The 13,863-nt window shown below is 55.2% G+C and carries 11 protein-coding genes and 1 rRNA gene; 4 read left to right on the top strand and 8 right to left on the bottom strand.

What is annotated here, in order from left to right; translation table 11 throughout:
- Positions 1 to 63, bottom strand: a 16S ribosomal RNA gene (locus ACMV5H_RS11510); the annotation flags it as partial.
- Between the two features lie 520 nt (positions 64 to 583).
- On the opposite strand from ACMV5H_RS11510, the gene ACMV5H_RS11505 reads away from it, so the two are divergent.
- Positions 584 to 1,273, top strand: coding sequence for a FadR/GntR family transcriptional regulator (locus tag ACMV5H_RS11505; protein ID WP_414821874.1), 690 nt, complete (start codon positions 584 to 586; stop codon positions 1,271 to 1,273).
- A gap of 37 nt (positions 1,274 to 1,310) precedes the next feature.
- Positions 1,311 to 2,729, top strand: a complete 1,419-nt coding sequence (gene mdtD, locus ACMV5H_RS11500; protein ID WP_414821873.1) for a multidrug transporter subunit MdtD — start codon at positions 1,311 to 1,313, stop codon at positions 2,727 to 2,729.
- Here the strand turns inward: mdtD and rbsR are convergent.
- The 7 genes from rbsR to kup all read right to left on the bottom strand — a co-directional run bounded on the left by rbsR (position 2,726) and on the right by kup (position 10,577).
- Positions 2,726 to 3,727, bottom strand: coding sequence for a ribose operon transcriptional repressor RbsR (rbsR, locus tag ACMV5H_RS11495; RefSeq protein WP_021181450.1), 1,002 nt, complete (start codon positions 3,725 to 3,727; stop codon positions 2,726 to 2,728). The genes mdtD and rbsR overlap by 4 nt on opposite strands.
- Positions 3,728 to 3,731: 4 nt before the next feature.
- The gene (gene rbsK, locus ACMV5H_RS11490; protein WP_059199294.1) at positions 3,732 to 4,658 is read right to left on the bottom strand and encodes a ribokinase; all 927 of its coding nucleotides are present in this window, start codon (positions 4,656 to 4,658) and stop codon (positions 3,732 to 3,734) included.
- 62 nt (positions 4,659 to 4,720) lie between these two features.
- Positions 4,721 to 5,608 (bottom strand): ribose ABC transporter substrate-binding protein RbsB, encoded by an 888-nt coding sequence (rbsB, locus tag ACMV5H_RS11485; protein WP_024484669.1) that lies wholly within the window; start codon positions 5,606 to 5,608, stop codon positions 4,721 to 4,723.
- A gap of 25 nt (positions 5,609 to 5,633) precedes the next feature.
- The gene (gene rbsC / locus ACMV5H_RS11480; RefSeq protein WP_059199292.1) at positions 5,634 to 6,602 is read right to left on the bottom strand and encodes a ribose ABC transporter permease; all 969 of its coding nucleotides are present in this window, start codon (positions 6,600 to 6,602) and stop codon (positions 5,634 to 5,636) included.
- A 6-nt stretch (positions 6,603 to 6,608) separates the two neighbouring features.
- A complete protein-coding gene (gene rbsA, locus ACMV5H_RS11475; RefSeq protein ID WP_021181446.1) occupies positions 6,609 to 8,114 on the bottom strand; it encodes a ribose ABC transporter ATP-binding protein RbsA in 1,506 nt (501 codons plus the stop codon).
- A 7-nt stretch (positions 8,115 to 8,121) separates the two neighbouring features.
- Complete coding sequence (rbsD, locus tag ACMV5H_RS11470; protein WP_115160457.1) at positions 8,122 to 8,541, bottom strand: D-ribose pyranase; 420 nt, start codon at positions 8,539 to 8,541, stop codon at positions 8,122 to 8,124.
- Between the two features lie 167 nt (positions 8,542 to 8,708).
- Positions 8,709 to 10,577, bottom strand: coding sequence for a low affinity potassium transporter Kup (gene kup / locus ACMV5H_RS11465; protein ID WP_059199291.1), 1,869 nt, complete (start codon positions 10,575 to 10,577; stop codon positions 8,709 to 8,711).
- Positions 10,578 to 10,886: 309 nt separating this feature from the next.
- Here kup and ravA point away from each other — a divergent pair, with 309 nt between their 5' ends.
- The gene (gene ravA, locus ACMV5H_RS11460) at positions 10,887 to 12,395 is read left to right on the top strand and encodes an ATPase RavA (protein ID WP_115160455.1); all 1,509 of its coding nucleotides are present in this window, start codon (positions 10,887 to 10,889) and stop codon (positions 12,393 to 12,395) included.
- 2 nt (positions 12,396 to 12,397) lie between these two features.
- Positions 12,398 to 13,861, top strand: coding sequence for an ATPase RavA stimulator ViaA (gene viaA, locus ACMV5H_RS11455; protein ID WP_115160454.1), 1,464 nt, complete (start codon positions 12,398 to 12,400; stop codon positions 13,859 to 13,861).
- Positions 13,862 to 13,863: the final 2 nt, after the last annotated feature.

The raw sequence follows: 13,863 nt of genomic DNA, 5'->3' as shown, positions 1-13,863 counted from the left end.
GACTTGCATGTGTTAGGCCTGCCGCCAGCGTTCAATCTGAGCCATGATCAAACTCTTCAATTAAAAGCTTGATTTGCTGCAACTCGTGCAGCGATGCTCGAAAATTAACTTTCGTAATCATTCATTCGCATGAATGACTGCTTGGTCACTCTTCAAGACTTGATATTTTTTTGCTACCGAAGTAGCTGGATATCGTCTTGTGAGTGCCCACACAGATTGTCTGATAAATTGTTAAAGAGCAGTGAGTTACGCGCTTTCGCTTGCTAACTCGAGGTGGCGTATACTACGCGATTCCTCTGAAGAGTCAACCTTTATTTCGGTGTTTTCACCGGCTTGACACTTCCTGGCTGGGCGACTGGTTCTCGTTAGAGGAGTCGTTGTTCCCGGTCAGTGGAGGCGCATTATAGGGAGTTCTCAGAACGCCGCAACCCCTAAATGCAAAAAACTTTTCAAGCGCGGTTTTTTTCGGCAAAACGCTGTCTTGTTCGTCGTTTTTGACACTTTTCCTCGAAAACAGCCGTAAAAGCTGGCGCTCCCTGGCGTAAAATGAAAGATAACAATGCAGTTAAAAGGAACCGCAGCCATGCAATTCGATGCTCAACAACAGGCGGCACAGCGTAATCTTTCTTATCTGCTGGCAGAAAAGCTCGGCCAACAGATCCTGGCCGGTGAATATCAAGCCGGCAGCATCCTGCCAGGCGAGATGGATTTGGCAGAACACTTTGGCGTCAGTCGCACTGCAGTACGTGAAGCGGTAAAAATGCTGGCGGCCAAAGGCATGCTGTTGCCGCGCCCCCGCATCGGCACCAGGGTCATGCCGCAAAGCCAATGGAACTTCCTCGATCAGGATCTGCTGACCTGGTGGATGACCAGAGAGAACTTCGACCAGGTCATGCAGCACTTCCTTATTCTACGCACGTCGCTCGAACCTCAAGCTTGTTCATTGGCAGCAATCAATGCCACCCAGGAGCAAAAGACGCGATTGGTCACGCTGATGGCAGAAATGCAGGCGCTACACATAGATTTTGACCGCGAACGCTGGATTGAGGTCGATACCCAGTACCACCAGCTAATCTATGAAGCCAGCGCCAATCCGTTTCTCACCTCGTTCGCGAACCTGTTCAGCTCGGTGTATCAAAGCTATTTCCGGGCGATCACCGGTAATGAAGTGATCAAACTGCAACACCATCAGGCCATTGTGGATGCCATAGTCGCCAGTGACAGCACCGCAGCCCTCACTGCATGCCAAACATTGTTGCAGGGCAATGCGTAAACTCCGCAGCTATATATAGAAGGAAAATGGGATCACGATGACTAAATCTGCACGCAGCATGGCAGGGTTGCCTTGGATCGCCGCGATGGCGTTCTTTATGCAGGCGTTGGATGCCACTATTCTCAATACCGCCTTACCGGCGATAGCCCACAGCCTCGACCGTTCTCCCTTGGCAATGCAGTCGGCGGTGATCAGTTACACCCTGACGGTTGCGATGCTAATCCCGGTGAGCGGCTGGCTGGCCGATCGCTTCGGTACTCGGCGGGTATTTATTATCGCCGTATCCCTGTTTACCTTTGGCTCGCTGTTGTGTGCCTTGTCCCCGACGCTGAGTTTCCTGGTCGCCTCTCGTATTTTACAGGGGATTGGCGGCGCGATGATGATGCCGGTGGCACGCCTTGCCCTGTTGCGGGCCTATCCGCGTAGTGAGCTGTTACCGGTACTGAACTTTGTCACCATGCCTGGCCTGGTTGGGCCAATAATAGGCCCGCTGCTTGGCGGCTGGCTGGTGACCTACGCTACCTGGCATTGGATCTTCCTGATTAACATCCCGATAGGCTTACTCGGCATCGTCTACGCCCGCAAATACATGCCGGACTTCACCACGCCGAAACGGCCGTTTGATTTCATTGGCTTTATGCTGTTTGGCCTTAGCCTGGTACTTATCTCCACCGGCCTGGAGCTGTTCGGCGAGCAGGTACTGGCCAATTACATTTCTCTGGGAGTGTTCCTGAGCGGCTTTGTGATGCTGTTTGGCTATATCATTCACGCCCGCCGCCACGCTCAGCCACTGATTGGGCTGGATCTGTTCAAGACCCGTACCTTTTCCGTCGGCATTGCCGGTAACGTGGCCTCGCGGCTAGGGACTGGCTGCGTTCCCTTCCTGATGCCGTTGATGCTGCAGGTGGCCTTTGGCTATTCGGCGATTGTCGCCGGTTGCATGATGGCCCCGACGGCGGTGGGTTCTCTGATGGCCAAGTCTACCGTTACCCAGGTGTTGCGCTGGTTCGGCTATCGTAAGACGTTGGTAGGTATCACTATCATTATCGGCGTATTGATTGCGCAGTTCTCTCTGCAAAGCCCAGGTATGCCGCTGTGGCTGATGATTTTGCCGCTGTTTGTTCTAGGGATGGCGATGTCGACGCAGTTTACCGCCATGAATACCATCAGCCTGGCAGACCTGAACGATGGCAACGCCAGTTCCGGCAATAGCGTATTGGCAGTGACGCAACAGCTGTCTATCAGCTTTGGCGTTGCGATCAGCGCCGCCGTGTTGCGCTTCTATGGTTCAATGGGGATTGGCACCATGATCGATCAGTTCCACTACACCTTTATTACCGTGGGGATAGTGACCGTTGCTTCGGCCTTCGTCTTTATGCTGTTAAGAAGAAAAGACGGCAATAACCTGATCACCGGCAAAGAGAAATCACGCAAAGAAGCGAAGGCTACCAGTTAACGGTAACCGACGGAGTCTCTCTCCACCAGCTCTGGCGTCAGCACCAGGATCTGGGCATCCCGTTCAGGGTTTTGCAGGCGATTGATGAGCGCATCGATCGCCAGTTCCCCTAGCGAATCTTTGGGCTGATGAATGGTGCTGAGCGGTGGAGCCAGATATTTGGCCAGTTCGATATCGTCGTAACCCATCACGGCCATATCCTGTGGTACCACCAGCCCGGCCTGATACAACGCCTGATAAACGCCGACGGCGACAGCATCGTTGCCAGCAAACACCGCATGAGGAGGTTCGGCTAACGCCAGCAACTGCTTCATGGCATGCACGCCCCCTTCAAACTCAAAGTCGCAATACACCTCATAGCCCGGCAGGATTTCAAGACCGGCACGCTTCATGGCGCGGCGATAGCCTTCCAAACGATGGCGCGCGGTCGTTTTATCCAGCGGCCCGGCGATACAGGCGATTTGGCGATAGCCGCGAGCGATCAGATGATCGGTAGCCATTTCGCCCCCCAGCAACGAGTTATCCTGAATGATATCGTTGGCCCCTTCGAACGGCGACCAGTCCATCATCACGATCGGCAAAGAGGGGTAGCGGCTTAGAGCATCCTGCGAGGGGCGATGGTTTTCGGTACACATCACCAGCAGGCCATCCACCCGCTTTTGCAACAGCGTTTCCATGCTGCTGTTCATACGCGCCACATCTTCCTCTGTGTTGCACAGGATCAGGCTGTAGCCACGCTCGTAGCAGCTGCGTTCCACGCCGCGCACCACTTCGGCATAAAACGGGTTATTACTGGAGGTCACCAGCATACCAATGGTGCGCGTCGTATTGAGTTTCAGGCTACGCGCCAGTGCGGAAGGGGCATAGTTTAGCTGTTCCACGGCCACCATGACTTTGTCACGCACGCTGTCGCTGACAAAGCGATTGTTATTGATCACGTGCGAGACCGTCGAGGTTGAAACACCCGCCAGGCGGGCGACATCTTTCATGGTAGCCAAAGCGTTATCCCTGTTGCTGCAAAAAGGCGTCAATCTCTTCACGCCATGGCACGGAAGGCTGTGCACCCGGCCGGGTAACGGCAATGGCCGCCGCCGCATGGGCGAAACGCACCGCATCGCTCATCACTTTACCTTCGAGCAAAGCAGTAACCAGAGCACCGTTGAACGTATCACCGGCCGCGATGGTATCCACCGCTTTGACCTTAAAGCCCGGAACCAGTTTGCCTTTACCGTTTTCGCTCAACCATACGCCACGACTACCGAGGGTGATAATCACGCAGCCAATACCTTTATCATGCAGGATGCTGGCGGCACGTTCGGCGTCAGCGTCATTATTCACCGCAATACCGGTCAGCCGCTGGGCTTCGGTTTCGTTCGGGGTGATCATGTCAACCATGGCTAACAATTCGTCAGGCAGCTCACAGGCCGGAGCCGGGTTGAGGATCACCTGGGTTTGGTGCTGCTTGGCCAGTTTGGCGGCGGCAATCACCGTCTCCAGCGGTGACTCAAGCTGCATCAATAGCGCATCGGCATCGATAACCCGTTGCCGATAGCGGTTGAGATATTCGGGAGTGACCGCCGCGTTGGCACCGGCATCGATACCAATCACGTTTTCGCCTTCGGCATTGACGAAAATCAGCGCTACGCCGGTAGTACTGTCGGCAATAGCTTCAATCGGTTGGGTATCAATGCGATCGGTTGCCAGCTGTTGGCGAATACGTTCACCAATATCGTCTGCACCTACGCAGGCAATAAAAGCAATGTCCGCACCGCTGCGCCCGGCAGCCACCGCCTGGTTAGCCCCTTTGCCACCAAAGGCAACCTTATACTGCTGGCCGATCACCGTTTCGCCCGGCTGGGGAAACTGGTTGATATTGAGGATGTGGTCGGCATTGATGCTGCCCAAAACCACCAGCTTTGCTGTTTCCATCACAGGGTTCCCTAAAATTGCGCGCCATCGTCACGCCCCGTTCCGATGGCGCTGGAGATGACTTACTTGGTAACCAGTTTCAAATCAACCGGGATAGTCGCCGGTACTTTCTCGCCTTTCAAGATCTTATCTGCCGTTTCTACGCCAATCACGCCGATTTGATCCGGACGCTGTGCCACGGTGGCAGCCAGTTTACCGCCTTCAACCGCTTTCACGCCGTCTGCGGTGCCGTCAAAGCCAACGACGATGACATCCGTTTTACCAGCGGTTTGCAACGCACGCAGCGCGCCCAGTGCCATTTCATCGTTCTGTGCAAACACCGCCTGCACGTCTGGATGCGCGGTCAGCAAGTTCTGCATGACGTTCAGACCCTTGGTACGATCGAAGTCCGCCGGCTGGCTGGCCAGCAGTTTAAATTTGTTCTGCTCCAGTGACTGTTGGAAGCCTTCGCCACGTTCACGGGCAGCAGATGTCCCGGCAATGCCTTCCAACTGGATCACTTTAGCGTCAGCCCCAGCTTTCTGGGCAATAAAGTCACCGGCCATTTTACCGCCCACGCGGTTGTCGGAAGCGATATGGCTAACCACTTCGCCTTTCGCTGCCATACGGTCGAGCGTAATGACCGGGATCTTGGCCTGGTTGGCCATCTTGATGGCGTTACCTACCGCGTCAGAATCGGTTGGGTTAATCAGCAGCAGTTTCGGGTTCTGCACCATCAGATCCTGCACGTTGGCCAACTCTTTCGCCGGGTTGTTCTGGGAATCCAGCACCACCAGGTTGTAACCCAGTTTGTTGGCTTCCAACTGCGCCCCTTCTTTCATCGAAACAAAGAACGGGTTGTTGAGCGTAGAAACCACCAGCGCGATGGTGTCTTTTGCCAGGGCGTTAGCACTCAGGGTGGCGGTTAACGCGATGGCCGAAACTAAGGTTGCCAGTTTTTTCATTTTCATGGTCGTGATTCCTGTAGGGGAGAGGTTACTTGTTACTTTTGTTGTCTACCAGAACCGCCAGCAGAATAACGGCTGCTTTCACGATCATTTGGTAGTAGGAAGAAACACCCAGTAAATTCAAACCGTTGTTCAGGAAGCCAAGGATCAGCGCCCCGATCAGGGTACCGACGATGCGCCCTTTACCCCCAGCCAGGCTGGTACCACCCAGTACCACCGCAGCGATGGCATCCAGCTCATAGCCGGTACCCGCAGTAGGTTGCGCAGAGGACAGGCGCGCCACTTCAATGACCCCAGCCAGTGCCGCCAGCAGGCCGCACAGGGAATAAACGATGATTTTAACCCTATCAACGCTGATACCGGAAAGGCGGGTAGCCGCTTCGTTGCCGCCCAGCGCATAGATATAGCGGCCAAGACGGGTATGATGCAGCATATACCAGGCGGCGACAAACACGATGGCCATGATCCAGATCGGGGTAGGAACGCCTAACGGGCGGCCAATCCCGAACCAGCCGAAGGCGTCGGCAACGTCGGTAAAGCCGGTATTGATCGGGCTACCGTTGGTGTACACCATGGTCACGCCGCGCAGTAACAGCATCATCACCAGGGTGGCGATAAACGCCTGAACCTTGCCTTTGGCCACGATAATCCCGGTGCAGGCTCCTACCGCAGCCCCCAATGCCAGCGCAGCTGCCACAGCCACCACCGCATTGACTTCAAATCCGACAATCGAAGCGGCTACCGCCCCGGTCAGCGCCAACAGCGAGCCGACCGACAGATCGATGCCGGAAGTCAGGATCACCAAGGTCATGCCGACCGCCATAATGGCGTTCACCGAGGTTTGCTGCAGGATATTGAACAGGTTATTAACGGTGAAGAAATTCGGGCTCATCGAAGACACCACGGCAATCAGCACCAGCAGGGCAATCAGCGATTTCTGCTCCAACAGCCACTCTTTACTGAACCAGCGCTTAGCTGCAACACTTTGTGAACTCATATCTGATTACTCCTGCTTTACGCCGTATTGCTTGCCAACGGCTGCTGCCATCAGCACTTCCTGGGTGGCCTGTTCAATCGGGAATTCGCCGCTGAGGTGGCCTTCATGCATCACCAGGATGCGGTCGCTCATGCCCAGCACCTCCGGCATTTCCGAAGACACCAATATAATGCTCAGCCCTTCCTGCTTGAACTGGTTGATTAACTGGTAGATCTCTTTTTTGGCCCCGACGTCGACGCCGCGTGTCGGTTCGTCGAGGATCAGTACCTTTGGCCGGGTCATCAAGCCTCGGGCAATCGCCACTTTTTGCTGATTGCCGCCGGAAAGCAAACCAATCGGCTGCTCCATCGACGGCGTTTTGATATTGAACAGGCGGATAAAATCGCTGACGGCGATCTGCTCATCGGCATGTTTCAGGCCACCACCGGCGCGGCTGAAGTAGCGCAGCGCGGTCAGCGACATGTTTTCCTTCACCGACATCCCCAGCACCAGACCATCACGCTTACGGTCTTCGGAGATATAGACAATGCCGTTAGCCAAGCCGTCCTGAGGAGTACGAGTCACCACCTCATGGCCATCCAGATTCACGGTGCCGCTTTTACGTGGCGCCGCTCCATACAGGATCTTCATCAGTTCGGTACGCCCAGCCCCCATCAGGCCAGCCACACCCAAAATCTCACCGCGGTATAAAGTAAAGCTGACGTCATGCACGCCAGGGCCGGAAACGTGGCTCACCTGCAGGCGTTTTTCACCGCGCGGCAGATTCAGACGTGGATACTGCTCTTCCAGCTTGCGACCCACCATCATTTCAATCAGCGAATCTTCATTCAGTTCGGCAACCGGCCGCTCGGCAATAAATTGCCCGTCACGGAATACGGTCACATCGTCGCAGATTTCGAAGATCTCCTTCAGGCGGTGGGAGATATAAACAATGCCGCGGCCTTCGGCTTTGAGCTCGTTGATCACTTTAAACAGCGAGGCGGTTTCGGTATCGGTCAGGGCATCGGTCGGCTCATCCATGATGATCACTTTGGATTCAAAGCTCAGCACCTTGGCGATTTCCACCATTTGCTGATCGCCAATCGACAATTCCCCCACCAGCCGGTGGCTGCTGTAGCGCAGGTTCAAACGCGCCAGCAGTTTGTCCGCTTCGGCATACATGCGTTTCCAGTCGATGCGGCCAAAGCGGTTAACGAACTCGCGGCCAAGAAAGATGTTCTCGGCAATGGTCAGCTGCGGGATCAGGTTCAGTTCTTGGTGGATGATGCCGATACCCGCTTCCTGCGAATCCTTCGGCCCGTTGAAGGCCACTTCCTTGCCGAGGAAATATTGGCTGCCCGCATCTTTGTTGTAGATACCGGTCAGCACTTTCATCATGGTGGACTTGCCGGCACCGTTTTCCCCCACCAGCGCCATCACCCTGCCGGGATAAACGCTCAGGGCGGCCCCAGAAAGCGCCTTCACGCCGGGAAAGGCCTTATCGATCCCCTTCAGTTGCAGTAAAGGTTGCATAGGCGCCTCAGAAAGTTACGCCGGAGCACAGGATCACGTTCGCGTAGGGCGAACATTCTCCGCTGCGGATCACGGCCCGGCTATGTTCGGTTTGCGCTTTAAACGCGCTGTGGCTGATATAGCTGATGCTGATGGTATTGCCCTGGTGTTGGCCAAGCTGAGTCAGTTGAGCCATTAATGCCTCGTGGAGCGACGGGTTATGCTTGACGATCTCTTCCGCCAGGATGGCGCTCTCTACCTGCATTTCCTGCGTCACCACGCCTACAACCTGTAAGAATGTCGGCACCCCTTGGGTCAGCGCCAGATCGATACGCGGCGTCACGGCCGGGATCGGCAAGCCTGCATCGCAAATCGCGATCTGATCGGTGTGGCCGAGACGAGAGACCACCGCAGAAACGTCAGAATTCAGTAGTACGCCTTTTTTCATGAGTAAACTCCAGCAGCGAAACGTTTCGCTATTGAGTCAGTGTAGAAAATCAGCAGAGGAAGACAACCCTGTCATAGCGGAAATGTGATCGCCATCGAAACGTTTCGCTCACGTTTGATAAAGCGTAGCTAAAAAAGAAGGGCCCAGCAAATGCTGAGCCCTCTCTTTTAGATTTCGACCTGGGTTCCCAGTTCGATGACCCGGTTGGGCGGGATCTCAAACTGGTCGGCAGCCCGCAATGCGTTGCGGCTCAGGGCGATAAACAGCTTGCCGCGCAGGAACAGATACCACGGCCGTTTGGTGAGGATCAGCGATTCATGGGACATAAAGAACGACGTCTCCATCATCCGGCATGGCAGCCCTTCCAACCCACAGCGGTGGAAGACTTCCTCAACGTTCGGCGTTTCACGCCAGCCATAGCTGGCTACCACTCGCCAGAAGGTCGGTGACAATTGCTCAATCGTCACACGCCGGACGTTATGCACATAAGGGGCATCTTCGGTACGCAAGGTCAGCAGCACTACCCGCTCATGCAGCACTTTGTTGTGCTTGAGGTTATGCAACAGGGCAAACGGGATCACGTTAATCGCCCGCGACATAAACACCGCAGTGCCCGGCACGCGAACCGGTGGCGATTTTTCCAGTGAGGCAATCAGTGCTTCAAGGGAGTTACCGTGCTCATGCATCCGGCGCAGCAGGCGGAAACGTTCACTCTTCCAGGTGATCATGATCAGGAACATCACCAGGGCCAACATCAGTGGCAACCAACCGCCAGAGAACAGTTTCAAGGCGTTCGCCGAGAACATCGGCACATCGATAATCAGCAGCATCACCAGAATGCCTCCCACCAGGAAGCGATTCCAATGCCAATTCTTGATGGCGACGGAAGTGATCAGGATGCTGGTCAATACCATGGTGCCGGTCACCGCAATACCATAGGCCGCGGCCAGGTTACTGGAGTGTTCGAAGCCCACAATCACCAACACCACGGCGATATACAGGGTCCAGTTGATCACCGGGATATAGATCTGGCCGGACTCCATTTCCGAGGTATGAATGATGCGCATCGGTGACAGATAGCCCAGACGAACGGCCTGGCGGGTCAACGAGAAAACGCCGGAAATGACCGCCTGCGAGGCAATAACCGTGGCCAGCGTAGCCAATATCAACAGCGGGATCAGCGCCCAATCGGGGGCCAACAGGAAGAACGGGTTCTTGATCGCTTCCGGATTTTTCAGCAGCAATGCGCCTTGGCCGAAGTAGTTAAGCACCAGCGAAGGCAGCACCACGGTGAACCAGGCCAGGCGGATCGGGAATTTGCCAAAGTGGCCCATATCGGCATACAGCGCTTCCACACCGGTAATCGACAGTACCACCGCACCGAGCGCGAAGAACGACACCTTCTTATATTCAACAAAGAAGTTGAGGGCCCATTTAGGGTTCAGCGCCTGCAACACTTCCGGGTTGGCGATAATGCTGCGCGCCCCCAGGACCGCCAATACGATAAACCACAGCAGCATCACCGGGGCAAACAGTTTGCCCACGCTACCGGTGCCATGTTTTTGGATGGCGAACAGTAAGGTCAGTACCAGAATAGACAGCGGGACGATGTAGGGATCAAGCGACGGGGCGGCAATCTCCAACCCTTCGATCGCCGACATCACCGAGATCGCCGGGGTGATCACTACCTCGCCATAGAAGAAGCTGCCACCAATCAGGCCCAGGATCACCAGCAAAGAGGTCGTACGTGCCGAGGTATGGCGCCCAGCCAAAGACATCAACGTCAGTATCCCGCCTTCACCGGCGTTATCCGCACGCATGACGTAGGTGAGATACTTCAAGGAAACGATGACGATCAACATCCAGAAGATTAAGGAAAGAAAACCAAACACCACGTCGGGACGGACATCAAAACCGTAATGACCGGAAAAACATTCTCGCAAGGTATAGAGCGGGCTGGTGCCGATATCACCGTAAACGACCCCAATAGCCGCCAGGGTAACCGCCGATAAAGACTGTTTATGTTCTGTGCTCATAGTTTGCTTCTTTTGCTAGATCATCCGTCAACCGATGCATCAGCATCAGGTTAAAGATACGGGCTCCAAGATCCGTCACACCCGGTAAAAGGCGCACAGTATGCATCATTTATAGCACTTGCCTGCTCTACTATCTGACCCCAAAAATAAACAAAATGTGAATCACCCCCCTTGTTGAGCATAGAAAAATTTTACTAATCAACCAGCTATAGGGCTAAAAATAATGATGGTTTATCATCGGATTCTCTAGCAAGATTGGCTGTCGGCCTGGGTGGCAGGCTCTAACCTCCGGACAACGCGAGCTATTTTATGGCGTCATCAACACTTCTGGCAGAACGGATCGCCCGCCTCAGCAGTGCGCTGGAGAGCGGCCTTTATGAACGGCAAGAGGCTATCAGGCTTTGCTTGCTGGCAGCCTTGTGCGGCGAAAGCGTGTTCCTGCTGGGCCCGCCGGGGATCGCCAAGAGCCTGATCGCCCGCAGGCTGAAATTTGCCTTCCGCAGCGCTCGCTCCTTTGAATACCTGATGACGCGCTTTTCCACGCCGGAAGAGGTGTTTGGCCCGCTGTCGATCCAGGCTCTGAAAGATGAAGGCCGCTATCAGCGTCTGACTGCGGGTTATCTGCCCGAAGCCGAGATTGTCTTTCTTGATGAAATCTGGAAGGCTGGCCCGGCTATCCTCAATACCCTGCTGACCGCGATCAACGAGCGCCGCTTCCGTAACGGTAATAGTGAAGAGCCCATTCCCCTGCGCCTGCTGGTCACCGCCTCCAATGAATTACCCGAGGCCGATAGCAGCCTTGAAGCGTTGTATGACCGTATGCTGATCCGGCTGTGGCTCGATAAGGTGCAGGATAAGCAGAATTTTCGCTCGCTGTTGGTAGCCCGGCAGAATGAAAACGACAACCCGGTGCCCGAGGCACTGAGCATCAGCGATGAAGAGTTCCACCAATGGCAACCGCTGATCGATAAGGTCAAACTGCCGGAAAACTGCTTTGAACTGATCTTTCTGCTGCGCCAACGGTTAGACGCCTTGGAACAGGCGCCTTATGTTTCCGACCGGCGTTGGAAGAAATCCCTGCGCTTACTGCAAGCCTGCGCCTTTTTCAGCGGCCGCGACACCATTGTGCCGTTGGATTTAATGCTGTTGAAGGATTGCCTGTGGCACGATCGGACATCATTAAAGTTGTTACAGCAACAAATCGATCAGTTGCTGACCGAACAGGCCTATCAGCAGCAAACCTTGTTGATCCAGCTACAGCAGATCCACACCCGCTGGATGCAGCATCAACAGCAGCAGAGCCATCGTCAGGCCATCCAACTGGTGAAAAAAGGCGGCATGTTCAGCCGCAAGCCACAATACGTGCTGGAGCATCCGCTCACTGGCACCACTTTGACGCTGCTGCTGCAAAAGCCGTTACAACTGCACGACATCCAGGTTAACCACCTGAGTATCGAAAGCAGTATGCTGGAAAACTGGCTGCAAAAAGGGGGCGAGGTACGCGCCAAGCTTAACGGCATTGGTTTTGCCCAGCAGATCGATCTGGAAGTCGATGAGCAACTGCATCTGACCGTGCTGGACGTCAGCCGCCAGCCCTCCCTGCTGGCCCTGCCGGGTAAACCGACCGGGGGAACCCCGCCAGAATTCCTGGACGAAATAGAAACGCTAAGCCAGCGCCAGGCAGAGCAGCGGCGGTTATTCAGCCAGCATCAGCCTTGCCTGTTCACCCCTGCCGCCGGGTTGGCGAAAATTGAAGCCAGCCTGTTGCAGGTGGCCGAGCAGATCAAACAACTGTCCCAGCAAATGCGCGGCCAGTAACCATGCTGAGCCTCGAAACGCTCGATATGCTGTTGTCGATCTCCGAAGGCGAGCTGATCGAAGAGCTGATCATTGGCATGTTGGCCACGCCGCAATTGGCAGTGTTTTTCAATAAATTTCCGGCGATACGTCGGGCGATCAACCGCGATCTGCCTCAATGGAAGCTGCAACTGAAGGATCGCATTCAGCAAGCCGTGGTGCCACCGGTGCTGGCGCAAGAGTTTTACCGCTATCAGCAGTGCCAGTTGGAAAGCCACGGCCAGTTCTCGCAAAACCTTGACGACACGCTCGATCTGCTACGCCAATGCGTTTCGCCGTTTTACACCCAGGCACGGAGCATGGTGGACGCCGCCGACCTCCCCGCTCATCCGCTCGATGGCAGCTTCCAGACCCTGTTTCTGCAACGCTGGCGCATTAGCCTGACGCTGCAGGCCACGATGCTGCACCATAAGTTACTGGAGCAGGAACGTGAACAACTGATGGCCGAGCTGCAAGAGCGGCTGGCACTGAGCGGCGCACTGGAACCCGTGCTGGCAGAGAACGACACGGCCGCAGGCAGATTGTGGGATATGAGCAAAGGCCAGTTACAACGCGGTGACTACCAACGGCTGGTGGAGTACGGAGACTTCCTGCAACAGCAGCCAGAGCTACAAAAGCTGGCACAACAGCTGGGCCGCAGCTATGAAGCCAAGGCGGTGCAGCAACAAGATGCGCAGCCGGAACCGTACAGAGTGATGGTTCAGGTACCCGCCATTCAGCCGGAAGAGGTCAGCGGTATACACCAAAGTGACGACATCCTGCGGCTACTGCCACCCGAACTGGCGGCGTTGGGCATTGAAGAGTTGGAGTTTGAGTTTTACCGGCGGCTGCTGGAAAAACGGTTGCTGACCTATCGCCTGCAAGGGGATGCCTGGCAGGAACAGATCATGATGCGTCAGGTCACTCATCAGCAGCAGGACCGGCAGCCACGCGGGCCATTTATTGTTTGCGTAGATACTTCCGGCTCAATGGGCGGCTTTAATGAACAATGCGCCAAGGCCTTTTGCCTGGCACTGCTGCGCATTGCACTGGCAGATAACCGCCGCTGCTACATCATGCTGTTTGCCAGCCAGATTGTGCACTATGAACTGACGGCCGCCAGCGGTATCGAACAGGCAGTGCGGTTCCTGGGCCAGCATTTTCGTGGCGGGACGGATTTGGCCGCCTGCCTGAATGCCACTGTCGGCAAAATGGCGGAAAGCGACTGGTTTGACGCCGATGCGGTGATTATTTCCGATTTTATTGCCCAGCGGTTGCCGGAAGAGGTGATCAAGAAGGTGAAGTCACAGCAGAACAGCCACCAGCAACGCTTTCATGCGGTGGCTATGTCAGCCTATGGCAAACCCGGCATCATGCGCATCTTCGATCATATCTGGCGCTTTGATACCGGGTTAAAAAGCCGTTTACTGCGGCGTTGGAGTCGCTAGCT

The sequence above is a fragment of the Serratia sp. N21D137 genome (genome assembly GCF_047530005.1).
GTDB classification, from domain to species: Bacteria; Pseudomonadota; Gammaproteobacteria; order Enterobacterales; family Enterobacteriaceae; genus Chania; species Chania fonticola_B.
Note: the sequence above shows the minus strand (reverse complement) of the source record. Positions and strands in the feature narration are given on the sequence as shown.